This is a genomic window from Herbihabitans rhizosphaerae (genome assembly GCF_004216555.1).
Classification (GTDB): Bacteria; Actinomycetota; Actinomycetes; order Mycobacteriales; family Pseudonocardiaceae; genus Herbihabitans; species Herbihabitans rhizosphaerae.
Map to the genome: position 1 here is coordinate 218,865 of NZ_SGWQ01000001.1, position 22,865 is coordinate 241,729.

The following is a 22,865-nucleotide window of genomic DNA, read 5'->3' on the forward strand; positions in this document are numbered from 1 at the left end:
CACCGCAGCGATTACGATTGAGATGACCAAGGCTTCACACGAAAGAAAACTCGCGACTGAACAAGCCACGCTCGCTCAAAAGGTTAGCGACGCACTCGGACAGTGGCCGACGATCAATGCCGATGCGCTTGGACATGCAAGTGTCAACGATCCGCAGGGTACCAACTGGCATATCAGGAAATGAAGGTACGATAATGCGAAGGAACGTGTCACTCGCGCCGGTCCACGTTCATCATGCGTTCGCCACAAAACTGCGATCAAGAACCACAGGGGCTGGTGTCGCGACACTCATCATCGCCCCGCTCCCTTTGATCTGGATGCCGATCCTTGAGAAGTCCTTCCTGCCGACATATGGACCACCCCTCCTCAATTCGCTGCCAGCAAGTCTGTGCCTAGCGATCGCGGGAGCATCCCTTGTTGGAGCGCGCAGGTCGACATCTCGACTTGTTGTGGACGTCAAAAAGGCCAGTATATGGGGCGGCCTGGCCACTGGCGCGGGAATACTTGCTATAGCATTTTCGATCATGTCGTACTATTTCTTCTCGAAAGACCTCGCATACGCGGAGAGTGCAAGAATACAGCCTCAGCCAGAATACGGAATGATGTGGCCACTAGTTCTTCTGGGCATGGGAGTGCCTGTGGCCATCAGCGCTCTCGACATTTGCTGTGACCTTCCGGTACCTGAATCCCGCTGTCCTGGCTAAGGCCGGGCGACAGGAAGACGACTCAGACCGCGAGACAGACCAGTCATAAGCACCTGGCGACGGAGGTCGCAGCGGTGAGGCCGCCGCGCTCGGGTGATCAGGCCTTGTCGCGGGCTTTGGCGCGGGAGCGCTCGCGGCCACGGGTGGTCGCGTCCAGGATGACCTTGCGGATGCGCACCACGTCCGGCGCCACCTCGACGCACTCGTCGGCGTGGCAGAACTCCAGCGCCTCCTCGAGGCTGAGCTTGCGCGGCCGGGCCAGCGTCTCCATCACGTCGGCCGAGGACGACCGCATGTTGGTCAGCTTCTTCTCCTTGGCCACGTTGACGTCGAGGTCCTCGGCGCGCGGGTTCTCCCCCACGACCATGCCCTCGTAGACGTCGGCGCCCGGCTCCACGAAGAACGTGCCCCGGTCGGCCAGCTGCAACATCGCGTAGGCGGTCACCGAACCGGTCCGGTCGGCGACCAGCGAGCCACTGTGCCGCGCCCGGATCTCGCCGGCCCACGGGTGGTAGCCCTCGAAGATCGCGTTCGCGATGCCGGTGCCGCGCGTGATGGTGAGGAAGTCCGTGCGGAACCCGATCAGCCCTCGGGACGGCACCACGTAGTCGATCCGCACCCGGCCGCTGCCGTGCCCGCCCATGTGCTCCAGCTGCCCCTTGCGCGCGGCGAGCAGCTCGGTGATCGCGCCGAGGTGCTCCTCCGGCGCGTCGACGGTGAGCCGCTCGTACGGCTCGTGCAGCTTGCCGTCGACGGTGCGGGTGACCACCTCCGGCTTGCCGACCGTCAGCTCGAAGCCCTCGCGGCGCATCTGCTCGACCAGGATGGCCAGCGCCAGCTCGCCACGGCCCTGCACCTCCCAGGTGTCCGGCCGTTCGGTGGACAGCACCCGCACGCTGACGTTGCCGACGAGCTCGGCGTCCAGGCGGGCCTTGAGCACGCGGGCGGTCAGCTTCTTGCCGCCGTTGCGCCCGGCCAGCGGCGAGGTGTTCACGCCGATGGTCATGGAGATGGCCGGCTCGTCCACGGTGATCCGGGGCAGCGGCTCGGGATTGTCCGGGTCGGCGAGGGTGTCGCCGATGGTGATCTCCGGGATGCCCGCGATCGCCACCAGGTCACCGGCGTGCGCCTCGTCAGCGGGAACGCGATCGAGCGCCTCGGTGATCAGCAGCTCGGTGATCTTGACCTTGGCGACGGTGCCGTCCTCGCGGCACCAGCCGACCGTCTCACCCTTGCGCATCTGCCCGGCGTGAATGCGGCACAGCGCGATCCGGCCGAGGAAACTGGACGCGTCGAGGTTGGTCACCAGCGCGCGCAGCGGGGCTTCCGGGTCGCCAGCGGGCGCCGGAACGTGCGTGAGCAGCGTTTCGAACAGCGGCTCGAGGTCCTCGCTGTCCGGCATGCCACCGTCGGCGGGCTGGGTGAGGCCGGCCCGCCCCGCCCGCGCGGAGGCGTAGATCACCGGCAGGTCCAGGATCGCGTCGTCCACCGAGATGCCCGACTCGGACAGCTCGGCGGCCAGATCGAGCAGCAGGTCGTGGGTCTCCTCGACGACCTCGGCGATCCGCGCGTCGGGCCGGTCGACCTTGTTCACCACGAGCACGACCGGCAGACCGGCGGCGAGCGCCTTGCGCAGCACGAACCGGGTTTGCGGCAGCGGGCCCTCACTCGCGTCGACGAGCAGCAGCACGCCGTCCACCATGGCGAGGCCGCGCTCCACCTCGCCGCCGAAGTCGGCGTGGCCGGGGGTGTCGATCACGTTGATGATCACGTCGCCGTCCGGGGTGTGCCGGCGCACCGCAGTGTTCTTGGCGAGGATCGTGATGCCCTTCTCCCGCTCGAGGTCGCCGGAGTCCATCACGCGGTCGACCAGCTCGGCACGGGCGGCGAACGCGCCGGACTGCCGAAGCATCGCGTCCACCAGGGTGGTCTTGCCGTGGTCGACGTGCGCGACGATCGCGACATTGCGCAGGTCGGTACGGCGCAGCGCGTCGGACGGCGCGAGGGTGGCACTGGGGGCAGGCACGCGTGTGCTCCTGAAACTCATAGGAAAGGGAGCCGCGAGCGATGGACATGCCGGTCGCGACTTCTACAGGATACCTGGTGCCCCCGGGTGAGCAGTGCCACACTGGCGATCAAGAAAGGTTATCCTTACCTTAAGGCCGTCGTCCGACGGACTGGAGCACACGTGGGCAAGAAGAAGCACGGCGGCGACCCGAAGAAGGTCGTACGCAAGCTGATGAAGGCCGGCAAGGTCAAGAAGAAGTGCTGCCGGTCGGAGTCGCGGTGCAAGCGCTGCCCGGTCCTCGCCCTGCGCAAGGCGAAGGCGGACCTGGCGAAAGCGGCCTGACTTTCAGGGTCTGGCCAGCGCTTCGTTACACGCGTTGAGCTCGGGAACCGTGCGCGTGGCCTGGAACTCGATCACCTCGTAGTGCACGAGCTTGCGCAGCACGAACGGATCCGTCTCCATGATCGTGATCACGTGGTCCCGGGTCATCGGGCGCGTGATGATCACGCCGCCGGTGCGCGGTTCCCGGCGTCCGGATACGAGGAAGTTGCCCGCCTCGAACTGCCGGTCCAGCCACGCGTAGTGGTCCGGCAGCGCGTAGTCGACCTCTTCCAACGGCGCGGTGTAGGTGAGAAGCACGACATACATGCTTCGAAGGTAACGCTCGTCACACCGATTCGCCGCCGCTAGAGTGATGTCTATGCGCAAGCTTTATGTCCGCCAGGGATGGTGGCCGCCACAGTGGCGGCCATGACGTTTGCGCGTTGACCTTCCAGGCCGCCCGTTCGGGCGGCCTTCGTGTGCGACGGGCTCGCTCGGCGGCGGCACCCGACCACGAGGAGCCCCCGTGACCCGCCTGTCCGGCATCACCCCGTCCGGCCATGTCCATCTCGGCAACTATCTCGGCGCCGTACGCCGGTGGGCGCGCGAGGACGCCGACGGCGACCTGTACTTCGTCAGCGACCTGCACGCGATGACCACGCCGTACCGGCCCGAGTTGCTGCGCGCGCTGACCCGCGAGCAGTTGGCCGTGCTGATCGCCACCGGCGTGCCGGCCGACCGGGTGTTCGTGCAGTCCGATCTCACGCCGGAGCTGACCTCGCTGACCTGGGTGCTGCAGTGCGTCACCACCTACGGCGAGGCGGCGCGGATGACGCAGTTCAAGGAGAAGAGCACCGGAGCGTCGGTGCGGCTCGGGTTGCTCACCTACCCGACGCTGATGGCCGCGGACATCCTGCTGCCGGGCGCGACCGAGGTGCCGGTCGGCGACGACCAGGCGCAACACGTGGAGCTGGCGCGCACCCTCGCGCGGCGGTTCAACGGCACGTACGGCGAGGTGTTCGTGATGCCGAAGGCGATCATGCCGCCGGTGGCCGCGCGGGTGGCCGACCTGTCCGACCCGAGCCGCAAGATGGCGAAGTCGGCGCGGGACTCGATCGGCGTACTGCATGTGCTCGACGAGCCGGATCTGTTGTCGCGCAAGGTGAAACGAGCCGTCACGGACAACCACGCGCGGGTGGAGTACCGCCCGGCCGAGCAGCCGGCGGTGGCCAACCTGCTGGAGATCCTGGCGGCGTGCACGGGTGACGGTCCGCGCGACGCGGCGGCCGGGTTGGACGGCTACGCGGCGCTGAAGGACGCCGTCGCGGAGGCGGTGATCGAGGAGCTGCGACCGGTCCGCTCGCGCACCCTCGAACTGCTCGACGACCCGGCCGAGTTGGACAAGATCCGCGCCGCCGGCGCCGTCCGCGCGCGGGAACGAGGCGCCCACCGGCTCGCCTCCGCGCTGCGCCTGGCCGGCCTCGGCTGAACCCGCGCACCGCGGCCCCACCCCAGGTCACGCCGGTTGTCCACAGCCCTCGGGTTATCCACAAGTTGATCACCGCGCCCCCGCCCGACCACCCCCGCCGGTACCATGGTCTGGTGGGGTGCCCCGGTGCGGGTGGGGGCTGCGTCCAGTACGTAGTGCAAGATCAACCGGGGTGTGGGGTCCTTTGTGGACGGTCAGGCGCGCTGGAGTGCCGCGCGCAGGGCGGGGAGCAGTTCACGGTCCGCGGGCAACCAGTCCACTGTGGACAACTCGGCGGCGGTGAGCCAGCGCAGGGCCTGGTGATCGTGCGGGTGCGGCACGGCGTCCGGATCGTCGAGGGTCGCCAGGTAGATGCGCAGCACGAGGTCGACGGCCAGCGACACCTCTCGTCCCACCCGCTCGCCGGCGGTCACCCGCACGCCCAGCTCCTCGAGGCACTCCCGGCGCACCGCGTCCACATCGGACTCGCCGGGCTCCACCCGCCCACCGGGCAGCTCCCACAGCCCGGCGTGCTTCGCCGGGTATGCCCGCTGCTGCGCCAACACCGTGCCGTCCCGCAGGACCGCCGCACCGACCACGACTCTCATCCGGGTGATCGTGCCGCATCCGGGTCAGCCCTTCACCGCCCGCCACCGCACCTGGAAGCGCGCGCCACCCTCGGGCGACTCCCCCACCCGGACCGTCCCGCCCCGCCGCCGCACCAACTCCGCCACCAGCGCCAGCCCCAGACCCGCGCCGCCGGTGGAGCGCGCGCGATCGTCCTGCACGCGGTAGAACCGGTCGAACACCTTCGCGCGGTGCTCCTCGGCGACGCCGTGCCCGTCGTCGTCCACCACCAGCCGCACCGCCGACCCGGCCGGCAGCACCGACACCACGATCGTCGCGCGCGCGTGCCGGGCGGCGTTGCGCAACAGGTTGTCCAGCACCAGGTCCACCTCGGTCGGCGCGGCCGACACCCAGCACATCCCGCCCGGCGCGTGCACGGTCAGGCTCAACTCCGGCGCGTGCAACCGGTCCAGCGCCATCCGCGCCGCCCCGACCAGGTCGACCGGCTCGGCCGGCGGCACCTCGCCGGCATCCGAGCGGGCCAGCGTGAGCAGTCCATCGACCAATGTGGACAGTCGCACGGACTCGCGCACCACCTCTTCGAGCACCTCGTGCGACAGCTCCGGATCCGGGTTGGCCACCGCCACCTCGGCCTGCACCCGGATCGACGCGACCGGCGAGCGCAACTCGTGCGCCGCGTCACCGGTGAACCGGCGCAGCCGCTCGCTGGCCTCGTCCCGCCGCGCCAGCAACGCGTTCAACGCACCGGCCAGCGACCGCAGTTCGTCCGCCGCGTCCGGCACCGGCAGCCGGCGACCGGCCTCGAGGCGCGCGGCCGCCATCCGCATTCGCTCCACCGGTCGCAGCGACGACCTCACCGCGAACCAGGTGGCGATGCCGGCCACCGCCGCGCCGAGCACCGCGCCCAGCAGCAACCATTGGAACCCGATCCGCTGCGTGTCGGCGTAGCCCGCCAGACCGGTGCCGACCGCGACCAGCCGCTGTGCCCCGTCCGGCGCGGTGGCCACCGTGCCGATCCACCTACTCGGCACCGGGCCGGTCTCGCGCAGCACCGGTGTGCCCGACTTCAACGTGCGAATGTCCTGTGGCGACAGGGAAAGCGGCGGCCCACCGTCGACCGGCGTGCCGGCCGTGTCGGTGACCCGGGTCTGGATCTCGGGGGCCGCCGTCAGCGCCGGCCGACCCGATCGCACCTGTTCGACCGATGTCGCGAGCACCGGCTGCAACGACGTGTCAGCCGAGTCCACCAGGATCGGGCCGATCAGCGTGCTGGCCAACCCGCTGAGCGCGAGCAGGAAGACGCACGTGGCGGCGGTGGCCACCGCGGTGATCCGAAACCGCAGAGTGCGGCGCAACCACCGCCGGCGCACCATCGACGTCACCGCGCGCCGCCGACCCCCGTGCGCGCACCCGACTCGATCGCCGCGTCCACATCAGCGCTGGACACCACGTACCCGTGCCCGCGCACCGTGCGCAGCAGCGAGGAGGCGCCGGCGGCGTCGAGCTTGCGGCGCAGGTACCCGATGTACACCTCGACGGCGTTGCGGGTGGCGGCCTGTTCGTCGCCCCACACCTCGCGCAGCAGTTCGTCCTTGGTGACCACCGAGCCGGCGCGCGAGGCAAGCACGTCCAGCACGGCGAACTCGCGCGGCGACAGCGCCACCAGCTCACCGGCGATCCGCACCTGCCGCGACGAACGGTCCACCAGCAGCTCGCCGACGCAGAGCTGTTGCGCCGCGACCACTCCACGCCGCAGCAGCGCGCGCACCTGGGCGACCAGCACGACGAAGGAGAACGGCTTGACCAGATAGCCGTCCGCACCGAGATCGAGCCCGTCGGCCTGGTCGATCTCGCCGTCCTTGGCCGACACCAGCAGCACCGGGGTGCGCACGCCCTCCGCGCGCAGCCGCTGCAGCACGCGATACCCGGACAGCCCGGGCAGCATGATGTCCAACAGGATCACGTCGAACGCGCCCGTGCGCGCGACTTCCAGGGCGCTCGGCCCGTCCGCCGCGACCACCACGTCCATGTCCTCGGCGGACAGCCCACGCTGCAACGCCCGCCGAACACCCAACTCGTCGTCGACCACAAGTACCCGAGGCTTCACACGGCACAGCATGCACCGCGACAGCCGCACCCGCGTACGCGCTCTCAGTCGTTTCTCAGCTCCCCGGGCCCGCTCTCAGCTTCATCTCAGTGACCGGGGTGCAGCCTCTGTGGTGCGGGAACATCGCACAGGTGACTGGGAGAGTCGAAATGAACAGACGAAAGACGGCGCTCGCCGCGGCGGCCGTCGGCACGGTGACCGGCGTGGCGGGACTCGTCGTCCTGGCCACGCCGGCTGGTGCCGGCGCGCCTCCGACACTGCCGCCGACGAGCGCCGAGGCGCTGGTCGAGTCGGTCATGAAGTCCGACGTCCCCGCGCTGGCCGGGGCTGTCCAGGTGGACAACGACCTGGGCCTGCCGGTCCCGATGCTGCCGGGCAAGAGCGACACCCCGGTGCGGGTGTGGAGCGACGGCGCCGGCAAGTTCAAGGTGTCGGTGCCCAGCGGCAACACCGAGCGCACCATCGTCAACGACGGCACGACGATGTGGACCTGGAACTCGGCCGACAAGTCGGTGACCAAGGGGGCGCGCGACCACAAGGACGTGACGCACCCGACGGTGCCGGGCCAGGAGAAGATCAACGACCCGACCGCGTTCGCCAAGGAGCTCGTCGGCGCGATGCGGGAAGACAGCACAGTCAGCGTGGACGGCACCGCCGAGGTCGCCGACCGTGCCGCCTACGAGCTGGTGCTGACTCCGAAGCCGACCGAGCGCACGCTGCTGCGCGAGATCCGGGTGTCGATCGACGCGGAGAAGCGGATCCCGCTGCGGCTGGACGTGCTCGCCAACGGGCAGGCCAAGCCGGCGCTGCGGGTCGGGTTCTCCGAGGTGACCTTCGGGGCGCAGGACCCGGCACACTTCACCTTCACGCCCCCGCCGGGCACGACGGTGACCGAGCGCGACGCGGGTAAGGCACCCAAGGACCCCAAGAAGATCGAGGACCTGATCGCCAAGGCGAACCCTCAGGTCGTCGGCAAGGGGTGGGACACCTCCCTGGTGGCCAGGATTCCGGCCGAGCTGATCGCCGAGGCGACCAAGCAGGGCCAGGCCAAGGGCGCCAAGGTCGACCCGATGGCACTGCTGCGCCAGTTCGGCAAGCAGGTCAAGGGCAGCTACGGGGACGGCTGGCTGATCGGCACCAAGGTGGGCAACCTCCTGGTGACCAACGACGGCCGGGTGGCCATCGGTGCGGTGCCTGAGCAGGTGCTCACCGAAGCACTCGGACAGGTCAAGTGACCGTGTCCATCAGCACGGAGCACGGGGTGGGTGCGGCCGACGCCGCGCCCGCCCCGGGCTCTGCGCTCGCCGCGCGAACCCGCGGCCTGCGCAAGACCTACGGCAACACCGTCGCGGTCGATCATCTCGACCTCGACGTGCCGGAGGGCGCCGTGCTGGGCATGCTCGGTCCGAACGGTTCAGGCAAGACCACCACGATCCGCATGCTGCTCGGGCTGGTCCGCCCGACGGCCGGTGAGGTGCATCTGCTCGGCAAGCAGATGCCGAACGCCGCGCCGGACGTGCTGCCCGAGGTCGGCGCGCTGGTCGAGGGACCGGGCTTCCACCCGTTCCTGTCCGGGCGGGAGAACCTGCGTCGACTGGCCGCGCTGGAGCCGACGCTGCCCAGCGGCCGGATCGCCACCGCGATCGACGAGGCACTGGAGCGAGTGGGGCTCGCGAGTGCGGCGAACCGCCGCTACCGGGGGTACTCGCTCGGCATGAAGCAGCGGCTGGGGCTGGCCGCGGCGCTGCTGGTGCCGCGCCGGATCGTGGTGCTGGACGAGCCGACCAACGGGCTCGACCCGGCCGGCACCCGCGAGGTGCGCAACGTGATCGCCGGCCTGCAAGACTCCGGCACGACCGTGATCGTGTCCTCGCACCTGCTCGCCGAGGTGGAGGCGACCTGCACGCACGTCGCCGTGCTGCACAACGGCACCGCGGTCGCCCAGGGCGAGCTTGCCGAGCTGCTGGAGACCGGTAACGCCGGCCTGCTGGTGTCCACTCCGGACACCACGCTGGCCGTGGACTCCTTGCGGGACAACAGGATTCCGGCGCGCGCCATGCCGGAGGGCATCCTGGTCGACCTCACCACCACGACCGCGCCGGTCGTCGTGGAGACCCTGGTGCGAGCCGGCGTCGGCGTGCACGAGGCACGCCGCCAGCGCACCGGGCTGGAGGAGCTGTTCGCTCGCCTGACCGACGCCGAGCCGGACGGCGCGGAACCCGGCGCACTGTCCGAAGTGGACGATCTGGTGGACACACCGCACGAAGGGGAAGCCCGATGACCGCCGCGACAGTGACCGCGCCAGGGACCGCGCCCGCGCCACGCCGCGCACCGCTGGGTCGCGTGCTGCGCTCCGAGCTGCGCTGGGTGTTCCGCCGGCCGCGCACGATCATCGCGATCGCCCTGCTGGCGATCACCCCGATCGCGATCGGCGTCGGCACCCTGTTCGCCGAGGGGGGCGTCAACGAGCAGGGCGAGTCGCCGATGGTGTCGATGGCGATCAACAACGCGCTGGCGCTCCCGATCGTCTCGCTGGGCATGATGATGGTGTTCCTGCTGCCGCTGGTGTCCTCGATGTCGGCGGCGGACGCGATCGCCGGCGAGGCGGCCAACGGAACCCTGCGCGGGCTGATGCTGGCGCCGGTGTCACGCACAAGACTGTTGGGGGTCAAGGCTTTCGGCGTCGCGGCCGTCACCCTGGCGACCACCGTGCTGATGGCCGTGATCGGGTTGATCACCGGGCTGCTGATCAACGGCACGAACACCATGATCACGCTGTCCGGCACGACGTTGTCCTTCGGCGACGCGGTCGGCCGGATCGGGTTCGCCGTGGTGTGGGTGACCGTGCAGATGCTGGCCGTCGCCGCGGTGGCGCTGGCCGTGTCGACCACGACCGAGCACCCCATGGTGGTCATGGCGGCCGTGATGGGCGGCCTGATCGTGTTCGGCATCCTCGGCACGATCTCGGCGCTGGACTGGCTGCACCCGGTGCTGCTGTCCGACAGCTGGGAGTCGCTGCCGGACCTGCTGCGCGACCCGATCTCGTGGGGCGGCATGGGTGAGGGGCTGATCCGCGCCGGTTGCTACATCGCCATCGGGTACTCCCTCGCGCTCGCCCGGATGTCCACAAAGGACGGTTAAGCCGCCCGGGTTGCACGCTCCACCACGTGGTCGACGAAGCCGTAGGCATGGGCTTCGTCGGCGGTGAACCAGCGGTCCCGGTCGCCGTCGGCGATGATCCGCTCCAGCGGCTGGCCGGTCTGCTCGGCGGTGAGCTCGGCGACCCGGTTCTTCATGGCCACCACCGCACTCGCGCGGATCGCGATGTCGGACGCGGTGCCGGACACCCCGCCGTGCGGCTGGTGCATCAGGACCTGCGCGTTGGGCAGCGCGTACCGCTTGCCCGGCGCGCCGGAGGACAGCAGGAACTGCCCCATCGACGCGGCGAACCCGACCGCCCAGGTCGCCACCTCCGGCTCGATCAGCTGCATGGTGTCGTAGATCGCCATGCCGGCGGTCACCGAGCCGCCCGGTGAGTTGATGTAGAAGGTGATGTCGGACTCGGCGTCCTCGGCCGCCAACAGCAGCAACTGCGCGGTGATCCGGTTCGCCACCGCGTCGTCCACCTCGGACCCGAGGAACACGATCCGCTCCCGCAGCAGGCGTTCGAACACCGAGTCGTCGAGGCTGCTGTTTGAGGTGATGGGGCTCGCGGTCATGGCAACTCCAACGGGTTCGTCGTTCGCTGTTTCGCTGACGAGATCCACGCTATGGCCGCGGTGCGCGCCACCGCACGCACGTTCACTCCTGGTGGATTACGCCGACGGCAGAACGGCCACCCCGTCCGGATCCAGCGCCAGCCGCACGCGCTCCCCCACCTGCGGCGCGGCACCGACCGGGGCCACCGCGTCCACCTCGCCGATGTCCACAGTGGACGGTCGGACGACCAGCCGGACATGGTCACGGCGGTGCACCCGGCCGAGTACCTCGGCATCCACCGAACCATCGGGGTCGGCGCGCAAAGCGTTGGGGCGCAACGCGATCCGCACCCGCCCGGCCGGCGCCCAGGGTAGTCCGACCACGCCGAGCGGGGTGGCCGCACGCCCGTCGGCGACGGTCGCGTCCAGCACGGTACGCGCGCCGAGGAACGCCGCCGTCTGTTCGTCGGCCGGGCAGCGCCACACCTGTTCCGGACGGCCGGTCTGCACGATCGACCCCGCCCGCATCACCGCGACTCGGTCGGCCAGGGTGAACGCCTCGTCGTGGTCGTGCGTCACCACCAGCGCGGTCGTGCCGGCCTCGGCGAGCACCCGCGCCAGGTCCAGCGCCAACTGCTCGCGCAGCGCTCTGTCCAAAGCGGACAGTGGCTCGTCGAGCAACAGCAGCCTCGGCCGCGGCGCCAGCGCGCGAGCCAGCGCCACCCGCTGCTGCTCACCGCCGGACAGCTCGGTGACCCGCCGCCGCTGGTAGCCGTCCAACCCGACCAGCGACAGCAGCTCGGCCACCCGCGCCTGCCGTTCGCCGTCCGGCACCCGCAGCATGCGCAGCCCGAACGCGACGTTGCCGGCCACATCCCGGTGCGGGAACAGTTGCCCGTCCTGGAAAACCAGCCCGAACCCGCGCCGGTGCACCGGCACGCCGGCCAGGTCCTGCTCGTCCCACTCGACCGTGCCGACCGCCGTCGGCTCCAGCCCGGCCAGCGCCCGCAACAGCGTCGACTTGCCGCACCCGGACGGCCCGAGCAGCGCCACCACCTCGCCGTCGGCGATCTCCAGGTCCACAGTAGACACCGCGGTCAGCTTGCCGAAGGCGACCGTCATTCCCTTGGCACGCAAGGACATCAGAACTCTCCTAGGTTCGCGGCCGGAGCCCGCAGCCGCTCGACCAGGAGCACCACGGCCACCGTGACCACCATCAGCAGCGTGCACGCCGCGTAGGCCATCTGGTTGTTCAACTCACCCGGCCTGGAGATCAACGCGCCGATCGCGACGGGCAGCGTCGGCGCGTCCGGGCGGGCCAGGAAGCTGGTCGCGCCGAACTCGCCGAGCGCCACGACGTAGCCGAACGCGGCCGCGCTGAGCAGCGAGCGCGCGGCCAGTGGCAGGTCCACCTCCCGCCACACCCGCACCGGGCCGGCACCCAGGGTCGCCGCCGCCTGCCGCAACCTCGTGTCGATCGAGGACAGCACCGGCACCATGATCCGGATGATCAGCGGCGTGATCACCAGCGCCTGCGCCAGCGGCACCAGCAGCGGCGAGGTGCGCAGGTCGCCGGGCAGCGCGTCCAGCGTGATCAGATAGCCGAAGCCGACGGTCACGGCGGACACGCCGAGCGGCAGCATCAGCGCGGTGTCCACCGCCTCCACCAGGGCGGCGCGATGGCGGCCGCGGCGCAGGCTGACCAGCACGACCGACGCGGTGAGCCCGAGCACGAGTGCCAGCGCGGTGGCGTCGGTGGCCGTGCGCAGCGAGTTCAGCGCCGCGTCCACTCCGGACACGGCGAGCACGCCCCGGTCGCCGGTGCCGGCCAGCGCGCGATACCCGGCCAGCCCCCAACCGTCCGATGTGGACAGTGAGCGCAGCACCATCGCGACGATCGGCGTCATCAGCAGCCCGACGATCGCCAGCGCCAGCGCCACGACCGTCCACTCAGGACCGACCGGCCGGCGGGCCGTCTCCTCCTTGGCGCGCAACCGAAGCGCGGACTCGCGGCGCCGCCGGGCCACCGCGCCGGCCACCAGCGCGGCGAGCACCGCGACGATCTGCAGCAGGGACAGCGCGGCCGCGCCGGGGAGGTCGAACAGCTCCACCGTGCGCAGGTAGATCTCGGTCTCCAGGGTGCGGTACTCGGCCGCACCCAGCACCAGCACCACCCCGAAACTGGTGGCACTGAACAGGAACACGACCGCCGCGGCCGATCCGACCGCCGGTGCCAGCGCGGGCAGGGTCACCGTGCGGAACGCGGTCAGCCGGGACGCGCCGAGCGAGCGGGCCGCGTCCTCCGCGCGCCGGTCCAGGTGCGTCCACAGCCCGCCGACCGTGCGCGCCACCACCGCCACGTTGAAGAACGCGTTGGCCAGCACGATCGCCACCACCCCACCGTCCGGGATCAGCGTGCGGAAGGCCAGCCCCACCACGATCGTCGGCAGCACGAACGGCACCAGCACGAGCACCCGCAGCAAGCCGATCCACGGCAGCCGGACGCGCGCGGTCACGAACGCGACGGGCATGCCGGCCAGCAACGCGACCGCCGTGGACGCCGCCGCCTGGCCGAGCGTGAACCCCACCAGCTCCCAGGTGTCCGCGCGGCCGAGCACCGCGGCGACCCCGCCGGCGGACAGTCCACGATGGACGATCGCGGCGACCGGCCAGACGAAGAAGACCGCCAGGAACCCCAGCGGGATCAGCGCCGTGGCGATCAACCCTGCGCGAGCGCGCGCCACTGCTCGACCCAGCGTTCCCGGTTGGCCTGCACGCGGTCCGACGGCATGGCAAGCGGCGTGACGGGTGCCGGCGCCGCGGTCTGCCACGAGGGCGGCAGCGGCACGCCGTCACGCGCCGGGTACACGTACATGGTGTCCGCCACCTCGGCCTGGAACCGTTGCGAGGCCAGGAAGTCCAGCACCTTCTTGGCGTCGTCGGCGTGCTTGGCGCCGGCCAGCACGCCGGCGTACTCGACCTGCCGGAAGCACGTGTCGAGCAGCGCCTTGGTGCGCGGCTTGCCGTCCGGCGCGACCTCGGCGGCCGGCGAGGACGCGTAGGACACCACGATCGGGCGCTGCCCCTTGCCGGACGAGCCGGAGAACTCCTGTCCGTAGGCCTCCTCCCAGCCGCGCACGACCTTCACGCCGTTGGCCTTCAACCGCCGCCAGTAGTCGGTCCAGCCCGGCTCGCCGAAGTGCGCGATCGTGCCGAGCAGGAACGCCAGCCCCGGCGAGGAGGTCAGCGGACTCTCCACCGCGAGCAGGTCCTTGTACCTCGGATCGGCCAGGTCCTCGAAGCTCTTCGGCTCCGGAATCCCCTTCTGTGCCAACGTTTCCGGGTGCGTGTTGACGCACACGTCGCCGACGTCGATCGCGGTCAGGCGCGCCGAGGAGTCGATCGCGTAGCGCTGCGGGCCCTTGTCCGCCTCCGGGCTCCTGTACTCGGCGAACACGTTCTCGGCGAGCGCGCGGGAGGCGAACGTGGAGTCCACGCCGTAGGCGAGATCGCCGATCGGGTTCGCCTTGCTCAGCACGAGCTGGTTGGTCAACGCGCCCGCGTCGCCGCTCTTGCGCACCTCGACCTTGATGCCGGACTCGCGGCGGAACTCCTCGAGCAACTCCGGCCGCGCGGCCCACGAGTCGTGCGTGACCAGCGTGACCACCCGCTCGCCGGGTGCGGCCGGCTGATCGCCGCCGGACAGCGAACACGCGGCCGTGGACATGACCAACGCGGCAACCAGCAACCGGCGTAGTAGGCCGCGCTGGCGAGCCCCATGGTCGCGGTCTCCGCGCCGAGATGGCCCCTGGCTGCGTTGTCGGACAAGGCGAGTACGGCCCAGTACGAGCCTTGCCCTCCGCCTTGCCAGATGACCATCTCGATCGCGAAGCCCATCGACCGAGGGCTCACCAGCACGACCTCGCACTGCGCCTCCCGTGCGTCGCGGACGCGCGGGTACGACGGCCGTTGCCCTCCCTGCGCCGGCATGATCCGGATCAGGTGCGGACGGTCGAGGGCGCGCGCCCTCCTCTCAGCCCGGCGCGACACCGGACTCCCGTGGCAGCGCCACCCTACGCCGGGACGTGCGCGCCGACGTCGAGACCGCCACCATGGAGCCATGCCTGAGCTACTGAACGACGACGCGATCACCGATGTCCTCGGCACGCTGCCCGACTGGGAGCGCGACGGCGACGCGATCACCCGCACGGTCGAGCTGGACAGCTTTCCGCAGGCCATCCAGGTGGTGAACCGGGTGGCCGAGATCGCCGAGAACAACAACCACCACCCGGACATCGACATCCGCTGGCGCACGCTCACGTTCCGGTGCAGCACGCACTCCGAGGGCGGTCTCACCGACTTGGACGTGTCGCTGGCCGAGGAGATCGACGGCATCGTGGACGCCCTGCGCGCCGGCTAACCAAAGTCTTGACCGCGAAACCCGCGGCGCTCCCCCGTGGTCCGACCGCTGTTCGGATCGGACGAGGAGGAGCGGGATGACGACTCGGCGGAAGATCATCTGGCTGCTCGTGGCCGCGGCGGCCCCGCTGGCGGTGACCGTGGTGGTGCTGTCCGACCAGGACGACCCGAACCCCGCGGTGTCGAGCACGCCGACGTGGTCGGCCGGGTTCGCTGAAAGTCGCCGAAAACTTCCGTCCGGGGATGTGTCGATCCGCCGTGTGGCCCTTCGTGTAGTGGGTGTCAACGCAGGAGCCGGGGCCACCCCCGGCCGGCCCAAGGAGATCCCCATGCAGACGATCATCGGCCTTCCCGTCACGGACGTCGCGAAGTCCAAGGAGTTCTTCACCGCGCTCGGCTTCACGGTCAACCCGTACGTGGACGACGAGAAACTGTGCAACATCGTGCTCAACGACGGCTCGTCGCTGATGTTGTACGCCAGGGAGGTCTTCACTTCCTACACCGGCGTCGCGGTGCCCGACCCGGCGAGCGCCCGCGAGGTCATGAACGGGTTCGCCGCCGAGAGTCGCGAGCAGGTCGACGAGATCGCGGCCAAGGCGCTGGCCGCCGGCGGAGGGTCGCTCGGCGACGCACAGGAAAACGGCGGCCTCTACATGCGGGCCTTCACCGACCTCGACGGGCACTGGTGGTCGGTGAACCACATCGCGTTCTGACTGCAATCCTGGTGCAACGTGTCACCTATCCCGTCCTCGCAGGGTGACCCACCGGGCGCGTCCAGGTGGATGAGCTGAGCTACATCGGGTCGTGTGATGGGAGCGACTCGTATTGGGCATACTCGAGCGGACGCCAACGCCGTAGATCGCCGCCTGGGCGTGCCCTACCGGACCACCCACGCAACTCCGAACAAGCTCTAGCCGTGCGGGCGGGCCATGCCGAGCACATCGAGCGCCGTGTCGAGCTGCTCCAGGGTGAGCTTGCCGGCCTCGACGTGCCCCCGCTCGATCACCACGTCGCGGATCGTCCTGCGCTCGGCGAGTGCCTGCTTGGCGATCGAGGCCGCCTCCTCGTAACCCAGGTAGCGGTTGAGCGGCGTGACAATCGACGGTGACGACTCGGCGTACTCCCGCAGTCTGTCCACATTGGACTCCATGCCGGCGATCACCTTGTCCGCCAACAGTTTCGCCACGGCGGCGATGAGCCTGGCGGACTCCAGCACGTTGCGCGCGATCACCGGCAGCATCACGTTGAGCTGGAAGTTGCCCTGGGTGCCGGCGAACGCCACGGCCGCGTCGTTGCCGATCACCTGGGCCACCACCATCATGGTCGCCTCGGAGATCACCGGGTTGACCTTGCCGGGCATGATCGAGGAGCCGGGCTGTAGATCGGGCAGCGCGACCTCGCCGAGTCCGGTGCGCGGGCCGGAGCCCATCCACCGCAGGTCGTTGGCGATCTTGAACAGGGACACCGCGACCGTGCGCAACTGGCCGGACGCCTCCACCACACCGTCCTGCGTGGCCTGCGCCTCGAAGTGGTTGCCGGCCTCGGTCAGCGGCAGGCCGGTCGCCGTCGCCAGTTCCTCGGACACCGCCGCGCCGAAGCCCTCCGGCGCGTTCAGCCCGGACCCGACCGCCGTCCCGCCGATCGGCAGCTCACCCAGGCGCGGCACGGTGTCGCGCAGCCGGTCCATGCCGTTGCGCACCTGCGCCGCCCACGCGCCGGCCTCTTGGCCGAGGGTGATCGGCACGGCGTCCATCAGGTGCGTGCGGCCCGACTTCACCACGTCGGCCCACTCCTGCGACCGGCGCACCAGCGTCTCGTACAGGTGTTGCAGCGCGGGCAACACGTCGTTCACCACGGCCTCGGTGGCGGCCACCCTGATCGTGGTCGGAAACGTGTCGTTGGACGACTGCGACGCGTTGACGTGGTCGTTCGGGTGCACGTCGGCGCCGAGCGCGCGGGACGCCAGGGTGGCGATCACCTCGTTGGCGTTCATGTTGGACGACGTGCCGGAGCCGGTCTGGAACACGTCGATCGGGAACTGCGCGTCGTGCCGGCCGTCGGCCACCTCGTCGGCGGCGTCGGCGATCGCCGTCGCGATCTCCGGTCGCAACACGCCGAGGCGCTGGTTCACCCGTGCCGTGGCGCCCTTGAGCAGGCCGAGCGCGCGGATCTGCGACCGCTCGAGGCCGCGGCCCGAGATCGGGAAGTTCTCCACCGCGCGCTGCGTCTGCGCGCGCCACAGGGCGTCGGCCGGGACCCGGACCTCGCCCATGGTGTCGTGCTCGATGCGGTACTCCTGATCGCCCATGCGACCAGTCTGGCCTCATCGGCCCGGTGCGGCACCAGGTAGCGGCGAGCGCCACATGGCTAGTGTGGGGGTGCCCGGACCGACCCACCACACGGACTTGGCAGGTACCCATGGCCACATCGTCACCGATCGACGTCGATCTGCTGATCGTCGGAGCCGGCCCGACCGGGCTGTTCGCGGCCTACTACGCGGGGTTCCGCGATCTGAAGGTGGCGATCGTGGACTCGCTGCCCGAGGCGGGCGGCCAGGTCACCGCGATGTACCCGGAAAAGATGATCTTCGACGTGGCCGGGTTCCCGGCCGTGCTCGGCCGCGACCTGATCAAGGCCCTGGTCGAGCAGGCCGACCAGTTCAAGCCGCAGTACCTGCTCGGCAAGCAGGCGCACGAACTGTCCGAAATGGACGGACGGTTCGAGGCGAGGCTGCACGACGAGACTGTGGTGCGCGCCGGCGCGGTGCTGATCACCGCGGGCATCGGCGAGTTCACCCCGCGCCCGCTGCCGGCCGGCGACGGCTGGCTCGGCCGTGGCGTCGTGCACTTCGTGCCGGAACTGGCCGTGCACAAGGACCAGGACGTCGTGGTGGTCGGCGGCGGCGACTCGGCGTTCGACTGGGTGCTGGCGTTGCACCCGATCGCGGCCAGCGTGAAGCTGGTGCACCGGCGGGCGAAGTTCCGCGCGATGCCGGCGACCGTGCGGCAGGTCGAGGAGCTCGGCGTGCCGATCATCACCGACGCGCAGGTGATCGAACTGCGCGGGGACGCGGACGGCCTGCGCGAGGTGGAGATCTCGGTGAAGCGGGACGGCGCGGACGAGCCGATGGTGCTGCCCGCGCAGACCGTGGTGGCGGCACTCGGGTTCACCGCCGACCTCGGTCCGATCGAGTCGTGGGGCCTGGAGCTGGACCACCGCGCGGTCACGGTGGACACCACCATGAAGACCGTGCGGGACAGGATCTACGCGGCCGGCGATGTCGCCCAGTACCCGGGCAAGGTCAAGCTGATCGCCACCGGATTCGGTGAGGCGGCCACCGCGGTGAACAACATCGCGGTCGCGCTCAACCCGGACGCGCACCTGTTCCCCGGTCACTCGTCGAATCTGTAGCCAGCCGCTCGACGACCGTCTCGGCGATGTCGCCGAGCACGGTGACCTGCTCGGGCGTGAGCAGGTCGATAATGTTGCGGCGCACGGATTCCACGTGACTGGGAGCCGCCGTGCGGATCGCCTTCAAGCCGGTCTTGGTCAGCACGACCGAGGCACCGCGCCGGTCGCCGGCGACCTCCTCGCGGGTGACCAGGCCACGCTGCTGCATGCGGGTGATGTGGTGTGACAGCCGGCTCTGTGACCAGAGCATCCGGGCGGCGAGGTCCTTGATCCGCTCGCTGCGCCCCTTGCTGTCGGACAGCATCGACAGCACGTCGTAATCCGGCTCGGACAGGCCGCACTCCTCGGCCAGCTCACGTGCGATCCGCGCGTTGAGCAGCAGGAACATCCGGCGGTACCCGCGCCAGGCGCGCGCCTCGTCCTCGTCGAGCCATCGGGGTTCGGCCATGCGGCGAGACTACCCGTTTCTTGACACGTCATCTACATTGGTCGTATACATGACACGTCAACAAACAGTCGTTGTTGCCCCACAAGGAGATTCGCCATGCCGACCCTGCAGATCATCGTCGCCAGCACCCGCCCGGGTCGGGTCGGACCGACGGTCGCGGAGTGGTTCGCCAAGCGTGCGACCGACCACGGCGGGTTCGACGTGCAGGTCATCGACCTGGCCGAGGTGGGCCTGCCGTTCCTGGACGAGCCCGAGCACCCGTCCAGCGGCGATTACGTCCACCAGCACACGAAGGACTGGAGCGCGACGGTGTCCGCCGCGGACGCGTTCGTGTTCGTCATGCCGGAGTACAACTTCGGCTTCACCGCGCCACTGAAGAACGCGATCGACTTCCTGTATCGCGAGTGGCACTACAAGCCGGTCGGGTTCGTCAGCTACGGCATGGGATCCGCCGGAATTCGCGCCGTGCAGATGCTCAAGCAGGTGGTCACCACGCTGCGGATGGTGCCGCTGACCGACGCCGTCACCGTCCCGCTGCTCCAGAACATGGACGGCGAAGTGTTGCGCCCCAACGAAAAGATGGAGAACGCCGCGACCGCCATGCTCGACGAGCTGGCCAAGTTGGCCGGCGCGCTGGCTCCGCTACGGGTCTGATCGTGCGGCGAGCCCGTCGACGAGCAGGTCCAGCCCGTACTCGAATCGCTCGTCGCTGCTGCCGGCGGTCATCTGGCCGACGCTGCCGACCGTGAGCGGGAAGCGGTCCTCGGGCAGGCTCGCGTAGTAGTCGCGAAGCTGCCCGACGAACTCGTCGGTGTACTCCTGGACCGACTTGCCGCTGGCCCGCTGCTTGGCCAGGTGCAGAGACCCCTCGTAGGCGTCGGCCGCGATGTACAGCGCGATCCGGTCGATGGCCCACGAGGCGTCCCGGGGAGCGAGCCCGCCGCCGCGGACCAGGATCGCCAGCATGCCCTCGGCGATGCGCAGGCTGTTGGGCCCGACCGGAATGTTGGCCAGGGCCGCGGCCGCGATGTCGTTGTGCGCGGCGGTCGCCCGCCAGCACGCGCGCACCACGTCCTTGAACTGATCGGCCCAGCGAGCCGGATCGGGCTCGGGCACCTCGATGTCGACCAGCACCCGGTCGTAGACCAGGTCCAGCAGTTCGTTCTTGTTGGCGACGTGCGCGTAGAGGCTGGCCGGACCGGTGTCCAACTCGGCCGCCACGCGCCGCATGCTCACCGCGTCGAGCCCTTCGGCGTCCAGCACCTTCAGCGTCGCGGCCACGATCTGGTCCTGGTCCAGGTGCCGGCGCGGACGCGTCGCCGGCTTCGTCTTGTGCCACGGCGGCGTCGGCACGGCCTCGGTGTCCCTACCCATCGATCACCTCTCCGGTTCGCGAACATCGTACTTGACACGAACACTGTTCGTTAGTAGAACATCGTTCGTCAACGAACACTGTTCGCTTCGAGGAGACTTCGCATGTCACAGGCACTGACCGGGGAACACGCGGCCGAGCGAGCTGCTCCCCCACTCCACCGATGGCGCTGGCTCGCGCTGTTCGTCGTGCTGGCCGCCGAGATCATGGACCTGCTGGACGCGCTGATCACCACGATCGCCGGGCCTTCGATCAGGGCCGGGATCGGCGGCGGCGAGAGCCTCGTGCAGTGGCTCGGCGCCGGCTACACGATCGCGATGGCCAGCGGCCTGATCGTGGGCGGCCGGCTCGGCGACATGTTCGGGCGCAAGCGGATGTTCATGATCGGCGCCGCCGGGTTCACGGTCGCGTCACTGCTGTGCGCGGTCGCGCAGTCGCCCGAGATGCTGATCGGCGCGCGCCTGCTGCAGGGCCTGCTCGGCGCGGTGATGCTGCCCCAGGGGCTTGGCGTGATCAAGGAGATCTTCCCGCCCAAGGAGCTGGGCGCGGCGTTCGGCGCGTTCGGCCCGATCATGGGCCTGGCCGCGGTCGGCGGCCCGATCCTCGCCGGCTGGCTCGTGGACGCGAACTTCTTCGGCATCGGCTGGCGGATGATCTTCGTGATCAACATCCCGGTCGGACTGCTGACGATGCTCGGCGCCGCGCGGCTGTTCCCCGCGTCGAAGCGGTCCACCACGACCCGGCTGGACCTGGCCGGCGCGCTGCTGGCCACGCTCGGCACGATCCTGATGATCTACCCGCTGGTCCAGGGCCGCGAGCACGGCTGGCCGGCGTGGACGTTCGTCGGCATGGCCGCCTCACTCGCCGTGTTCGCCTTCTTCGGGTGGTACGAGTCGCGGCGCGACCGGCGCGGCGTCGCCACCCTGGTCATGCCGAGCCTGTTCGGCAAGCGCGCGTTCACCGGCGGACTGGTCGCCGGGCTCGCGTTCTTCTCCGCGCTGGTCGGCTTCGGACTGGTGTTCACGCTGTTCGTCCAGCTCGGGTTGAACTACCCGCCGCTCAAGGCCGGGCTCGCCAGCGTGCCGCAGGCCCTCGGCATGATCGTCGGCTTCGGCATCGCCGGCGCCGGGCTGAGCCAGAAGCTCGGCCGCACGCTGATCCACATCGGCACGGCGATCACCGCGGCGGGCTTCGCCGTGTTCATGCTCGTGGTCGACGGGCCGGACGTCACCGTGTGGACGATGGCCCCGGCCACCGCGATCGTCGGGATCGGCCTGGGTATGGCGATGGCGCCGTTCTTCGACATCGTGCTCGCCGGCGTCGAAGAACACGAGACCGGCTCGGCCGCCGGCACGCTCACCGCGGTGCAGCAGCTCGGCGGCGCGCTGGGCGTCGCCACCCTTGGCACGGTCTTCTTCAGCTCGCTGACCAGCGGCTTCGCCTCCGCGATCAACGCGGCTGTGTGGGTGTCGCTCGCCCTGCTCGCGGCGAGCTTCGCGCTGACGTTCCTACTGCCGATGCGGGCTCGCCCGGAAGACTGAGGTCAGGGAACCACCTGGACGACGGCGCCGACCGGCAGGACGAAGAAGGCCTTGGCGGCGGCCGTCGACAGGTGGATGCACCCGTGCGACAGCTGACGCAGGCTGCCCGCGTGGAAGGCGATGCCGCCGTTGAAGAACACCGAGTACGGCATCGGGGCGTTGTCGAACTCCCGGCTCTTGTGGTCGATGTTCTTCCACTGCACCCGGAACGTGCCGGGCGGGGTGCGCCAGCCGGGGCGGCCATGCGTGATCGGCACCGGGCCGTAGGTGACCTTGCCGTCGGTCAGCAGCCACGCGCGGTTCGCGGACAGGTCGATGCAGGCGCTGGCGTCGGCGGTGCAGGGCGCGCCCTCCGCCGGGCCGGGCTTGGGCGTGCTGGGCTTCGAGGTGGTGGACTTCGGAGTCGACTTCGAGGTGGTCGTCGTCGGCTTGGCGCTGGACGTGGTCGGCGCGGCCGTGCTGGTCGACGGCGGCTGGGTGGTCGTCTCCGAGGCCGCCGACGACGTCGGGGCCGTGGTCGAACTGGTGGAGCCGTCCGCCGACGCCCCCGACCCGCACGCGGACAGCAGTGCGGCCACCGCGACGGTCGCACCCACGATCAGCTTGTTGAACCGCATGTCGGCTCCTCGCCGGCTCCGGCCGTCCCCGGCCCGTGACTGACATCCCCATGGAGACGTGCGAAAACACTCCCCAACTGTCCACTAGAGACGCCACGTCACCCGGAAAGGTTGCTCTCGTCATCCGATCGAGTTGTTCAAGAACAGGAAAAAGCCCGGCTCC

General features: G+C 70.1%; 24 protein-coding genes and 1 riboswitch. Of the genes, 11 read left to right on the forward strand and 13 right to left on the reverse strand.

Annotated features, from left to right (window positions below):
* Positions 1 to 22 precede the first annotated feature (22 nt).
* Positions 23 to 184 carry a hypothetical protein gene (locus tag EV193_RS33030; protein WP_165401165.1) on the forward strand — a complete coding sequence of 54 codons (162 nt, stop codon included), beginning with the start codon at positions 23 to 25 and terminating at the stop codon, positions 182 to 184.
* A 617-nt stretch (positions 185 to 801) separates the two neighbouring features.
* On the opposite strand, the gene typA is transcribed toward EV193_RS33030, so the two are convergent.
* Positions 802 to 2,730 (reverse strand): translational GTPase TypA, encoded by a 1,929-nt coding sequence (typA, locus tag EV193_RS01175; protein WP_242613079.1) that lies wholly within the window; start codon positions 2,728 to 2,730, stop codon positions 802 to 804.
* Positions 2,731 to 2,892: 162 nt separating this feature from the next.
* Here typA and EV193_RS33035 point away from each other — a divergent pair, with 162 nt between their 5' ends.
* Positions 2,893 to 3,054, forward strand: coding sequence for a hypothetical protein (locus EV193_RS33035; protein ID WP_165401166.1), 162 nt, complete (start codon positions 2,893 to 2,895; stop codon positions 3,052 to 3,054).
* A gap of 3 nt (positions 3,055 to 3,057) precedes the next feature.
* Here EV193_RS33035 and EV193_RS01180 read toward each other — a convergent pair whose 3' ends face one another.
* A complete protein-coding gene (locus EV193_RS01180; RefSeq protein ID WP_130342055.1) occupies positions 3,058 to 3,360 on the reverse strand; it encodes a YciI family protein in 303 nt (100 codons plus the stop codon).
* 199 nt (positions 3,361 to 3,559) lie between these two features.
* Here EV193_RS01180 and trpS point away from each other — a divergent pair, with 199 nt between their 5' ends.
* A complete protein-coding gene (gene trpS, locus EV193_RS01185; protein ID WP_130342056.1) occupies positions 3,560 to 4,522 on the forward strand; it encodes a tryptophan--tRNA ligase in 963 nt (320 codons plus the stop codon).
* A 194-nt stretch (positions 4,523 to 4,716) separates the two neighbouring features.
* Here the strand turns inward: trpS and EV193_RS01190 are convergent, their stop codons facing one another.
* The 3 genes from EV193_RS01190 to EV193_RS01200 are packed head-to-tail and all read right to left on the reverse strand — an operon-like array spanning position 4,717 to position 7,208.
* Positions 4,717 to 5,109: a (deoxy)nucleoside triphosphate pyrophosphohydrolase gene (locus tag EV193_RS01190; protein WP_130342057.1), complete on the reverse strand. Its 393-nt coding sequence runs from the start codon at positions 5,107 to 5,109 to the stop codon at positions 4,717 to 4,719.
* Positions 5,110 to 5,133: 24 nt separating this feature from the next.
* Entirely contained in the window at positions 5,134 to 6,462 is a 1,329-nt protein-coding gene (locus EV193_RS01195) for a sensor histidine kinase (protein WP_130342058.1), read from the reverse strand.
* A 5-nt stretch (positions 6,463 to 6,467) separates the two neighbouring features.
* Positions 6,468 to 7,208, reverse strand: a complete 741-nt coding sequence (locus tag EV193_RS01200; RefSeq protein ID WP_130342059.1) for a response regulator transcription factor — start codon at positions 7,206 to 7,208, stop codon at positions 6,468 to 6,470.
* A 137-nt stretch (positions 7,209 to 7,345) separates the two neighbouring features.
* On the opposite strand from EV193_RS01200, the gene EV193_RS01205 reads away from it, so the two are divergent.
* From EV193_RS01205 to EV193_RS01215, 3 genes are read left to right on the forward strand one after another with little or no spacing between them, the layout of a single operon-like run.
* Positions 7,346 to 8,431 carry a LolA family protein gene (locus tag EV193_RS01205; RefSeq protein WP_130342060.1) on the forward strand — a complete coding sequence of 362 codons (1,086 nt, stop codon included), beginning with the start codon at positions 7,346 to 7,348 and terminating at the stop codon, positions 8,429 to 8,431.
* A 2-nt stretch (positions 8,432 to 8,433) separates the two neighbouring features.
* Positions 8,434 to 9,477: an ABC transporter ATP-binding protein gene (locus EV193_RS01210; protein WP_130342061.1), complete on the forward strand. Its 1,044-nt coding sequence runs from the start codon at positions 8,434 to 8,436 to the stop codon at positions 9,475 to 9,477.
* Positions 9,474 to 10,337 (forward strand): ABC transporter permease subunit, encoded by an 864-nt coding sequence (locus EV193_RS01215; RefSeq protein ID WP_130342062.1) that lies wholly within the window; start codon positions 9,474 to 9,476, stop codon positions 10,335 to 10,337. The genes EV193_RS01210 and EV193_RS01215 overlap by 4 nt, the downstream gene beginning before the upstream one ends.
* Here the strand turns inward: EV193_RS01215 and EV193_RS01220 are convergent.
* The 4 genes from EV193_RS01220 to EV193_RS01235 all read right to left on the reverse strand — a co-directional run bounded on the left by EV193_RS01220 (position 10,334) and on the right by EV193_RS01235 (position 14,621).
* A complete protein-coding gene (locus EV193_RS01220) occupies positions 10,334 to 10,915 on the reverse strand; it encodes an ATP-dependent Clp protease proteolytic subunit (protein ID WP_130342063.1) in 582 nt (193 codons plus the stop codon). The two genes, EV193_RS01215 and EV193_RS01220, sit on opposite strands and share 4 nt — an antisense overlap.
* 96 nt (positions 10,916 to 11,011) lie before the next feature.
* Entirely contained in the window at positions 11,012 to 12,037 is a 1,026-nt protein-coding gene (locus EV193_RS01225; RefSeq protein ID WP_130342064.1) for an ABC transporter ATP-binding protein, read from the reverse strand.
* Positions 12,037 to 13,638: an ABC transporter permease gene (locus EV193_RS01230; RefSeq protein WP_130342065.1), complete on the reverse strand. Its 1,602-nt coding sequence runs from the start codon at positions 13,636 to 13,638 to the stop codon at positions 12,037 to 12,039. The genes EV193_RS01225 and EV193_RS01230 overlap by 1 nt, the downstream gene beginning before the upstream one ends.
* A complete protein-coding gene (locus tag EV193_RS01235) occupies positions 13,614 to 14,621 on the reverse strand; it encodes a thiamine ABC transporter substrate-binding protein (protein ID WP_130342066.1) in 1,008 nt (335 codons plus the stop codon). The genes EV193_RS01230 and EV193_RS01235 overlap by 25 nt, the downstream gene beginning before the upstream one ends.
* A 230-nt stretch (positions 14,622 to 14,851) precedes the next feature.
* A riboswitch (TPP riboswitch) is annotated at positions 14,852 to 14,965 on the reverse strand.
* 49 nt (positions 14,966 to 15,014) lie between these two features.
* Between EV193_RS01235 and EV193_RS01240 the strand changes: the two genes are divergently transcribed.
* Together EV193_RS01240 and EV193_RS01245 are read left to right on the forward strand one after the other, a co-directional pair.
* Complete coding sequence (locus EV193_RS01240) at positions 15,015 to 15,314, forward strand: 4a-hydroxytetrahydrobiopterin dehydratase (protein ID WP_130342067.1); 300 nt, start codon at positions 15,015 to 15,017, stop codon at positions 15,312 to 15,314.
* A gap of 76 nt (positions 15,315 to 15,390) precedes the next feature.
* The gene (locus tag EV193_RS01245; protein ID WP_130342068.1) at positions 15,391 to 16,026 is read left to right on the forward strand and encodes a VOC family protein; all 636 of its coding nucleotides are present in this window, start codon (positions 15,391 to 15,393) and stop codon (positions 16,024 to 16,026) included.
* Between the two features lie 197 nt (positions 16,027 to 16,223).
* Here EV193_RS01245 and EV193_RS01250 read toward each other — a convergent pair whose 3' ends face one another.
* A complete protein-coding gene (locus tag EV193_RS01250; RefSeq protein WP_130342069.1) occupies positions 16,224 to 17,621 on the reverse strand; it encodes a class II fumarate hydratase in 1,398 nt (465 codons plus the stop codon).
* Between the two features lie 110 nt (positions 17,622 to 17,731).
* Between EV193_RS01250 and EV193_RS01255 the strand changes: the two genes are divergently transcribed.
* Positions 17,732 to 18,724 carry an NAD(P)/FAD-dependent oxidoreductase gene (locus EV193_RS01255; RefSeq protein WP_130342070.1) on the forward strand — a complete coding sequence of 331 codons (993 nt, stop codon included), beginning with the start codon at positions 17,732 to 17,734 and terminating at the stop codon, positions 18,722 to 18,724.
* Here EV193_RS01255 and EV193_RS01260 read toward each other — a convergent pair.
* Positions 18,678 to 19,172 (reverse strand): MarR family winged helix-turn-helix transcriptional regulator, encoded by a 495-nt coding sequence (locus EV193_RS01260; RefSeq protein WP_130342071.1) that lies wholly within the window; start codon positions 19,170 to 19,172, stop codon positions 18,678 to 18,680. The two genes, EV193_RS01255 and EV193_RS01260, sit on opposite strands and share 47 nt — an antisense overlap.
* Positions 19,173 to 19,268: 96 nt before the next feature.
* Here EV193_RS01260 and EV193_RS01265 point away from each other — a divergent pair, with 96 nt between their 5' ends.
* Positions 19,269 to 19,826, forward strand: coding sequence for an NADPH-dependent FMN reductase (locus tag EV193_RS01265; RefSeq protein WP_130342072.1), 558 nt, complete (start codon positions 19,269 to 19,271; stop codon positions 19,824 to 19,826).
* On the opposite strand, the gene EV193_RS01270 is transcribed toward EV193_RS01265, so the two are convergent.
* Complete coding sequence (locus EV193_RS01270) at positions 19,815 to 20,546, reverse strand: TetR/AcrR family transcriptional regulator (protein ID WP_130342073.1); 732 nt, start codon at positions 20,544 to 20,546, stop codon at positions 19,815 to 19,817. The two genes, EV193_RS01265 and EV193_RS01270, sit on opposite strands and share 12 nt — an antisense overlap.
* A 102-nt stretch (positions 20,547 to 20,648) precedes the next feature.
* Between EV193_RS01270 and EV193_RS01275 the strand changes: the two genes are divergently transcribed.
* Positions 20,649 to 22,085 carry an MFS transporter gene (locus EV193_RS01275; RefSeq protein ID WP_130342074.1) on the forward strand — a complete coding sequence of 479 codons (1,437 nt, stop codon included), beginning with the start codon at positions 20,649 to 20,651 and terminating at the stop codon, positions 22,083 to 22,085.
* A 2-nt stretch (positions 22,086 to 22,087) separates the two neighbouring features.
* Here the strand turns inward: EV193_RS01275 and EV193_RS01280 are convergent, their stop codons facing one another.
* Positions 22,088 to 22,702 (reverse strand): L,D-transpeptidase, encoded by a 615-nt coding sequence (locus tag EV193_RS01280; RefSeq protein ID WP_130342075.1) that lies wholly within the window; start codon positions 22,700 to 22,702, stop codon positions 22,088 to 22,090.
* Positions 22,703 to 22,865: the final 163 nt, after the last annotated feature.

Coding starts and splice junctions, on each gene's coding strand:
- EV193_RS01265 (WP_130342072.1), top strand. CDS start 19,269: ATGCCGACCCTGCAGATCATCGTCGCCAGCACCCGCCCGGGTCGGGTC.
- EV193_RS01250 (WP_130342069.1), bottom strand. CDS start 17,621: ATGGGCGATCAGGAGTACCGCATCGAGCACGACACCATGGGCGAGGTC.
- EV193_RS01280 (WP_130342075.1), bottom strand. CDS start 22,702: ATGCGGTTCAACAAGCTGATCGTGGGTGCGACCGTCGCGGTGGCCGCA.
- EV193_RS01260 (WP_130342071.1), bottom strand. CDS start 19,172: ATGGCCGAACCCCGATGGCTCGACGAGGACGAGGCGCGCGCCTGGCGC.
- EV193_RS01245 (WP_130342068.1), top strand. CDS start 15,391: ATGACGACTCGGCGGAAGATCATCTGGCTGCTCGTGGCCGCGGCGGCC.
- EV193_RS01255 (WP_130342070.1), top strand. CDS start 17,732: ATGGCCACATCGTCACCGATCGACGTCGATCTGCTGATCGTCGGAGCC.
- EV193_RS01190 (WP_130342057.1), bottom strand. CDS start 5,109: ATGAGAGTCGTGGTCGGTGCGGCGGTCCTGCGGGACGGCACGGTGTTG.
- EV193_RS01205 (WP_130342060.1), top strand. CDS start 7,346: ATGAACAGACGAAAGACGGCGCTCGCCGCGGCGGCCGTCGGCACGGTG.
- EV193_RS01240 (WP_130342067.1), top strand. CDS start 15,015: ATGCCTGAGCTACTGAACGACGACGCGATCACCGATGTCCTCGGCACG.
- EV193_RS01200 (WP_130342059.1), bottom strand. CDS start 7,208: ATGCTGTGCCGTGTGAAGCCTCGGGTACTTGTGGTCGACGACGAGTTG.
- EV193_RS33030 (WP_165401165.1), top strand. CDS start 23: ATGACCAAGGCTTCACACGAAAGAAAACTCGCGACTGAACAAGCCACG.
- EV193_RS01235 (WP_130342066.1), bottom strand. CDS start 14,621: ATGTCCACGGCCGCGTGTTCGCTGTCCGGCGGCGATCAGCCGGCCGCA.
- EV193_RS01180 (WP_130342055.1), bottom strand. CDS start 3,360: ATGTATGTCGTGCTTCTCACCTACACCGCGCCGTTGGAAGAGGTCGAC.
- EV193_RS01220 (WP_130342063.1), bottom strand. CDS start 10,915: ATGACCGCGAGCCCCATCACCTCAAACAGCAGCCTCGACGACTCGGTG.
- EV193_RS01275 (WP_130342074.1), top strand. CDS start 20,649: ATGTCACAGGCACTGACCGGGGAACACGCGGCCGAGCGAGCTGCTCCC.
- EV193_RS01270 (WP_130342073.1), bottom strand. CDS start 20,546: ATGGGTAGGGACACCGAGGCCGTGCCGACGCCGCCGTGGCACAAGACG.
- EV193_RS01225 (WP_130342064.1), bottom strand. CDS start 12,037: ATGTCCTTGCGTGCCAAGGGAATGACGGTCGCCTTCGGCAAGCTGACC.
- EV193_RS01215 (WP_130342062.1), top strand. CDS start 9,474: ATGACCGCCGCGACAGTGACCGCGCCAGGGACCGCGCCCGCGCCACGC.
- EV193_RS01195 (WP_130342058.1), bottom strand. CDS start 6,462: ATGGTGCGCCGGCGGTGGTTGCGCCGCACTCTGCGGTTTCGGATCACC.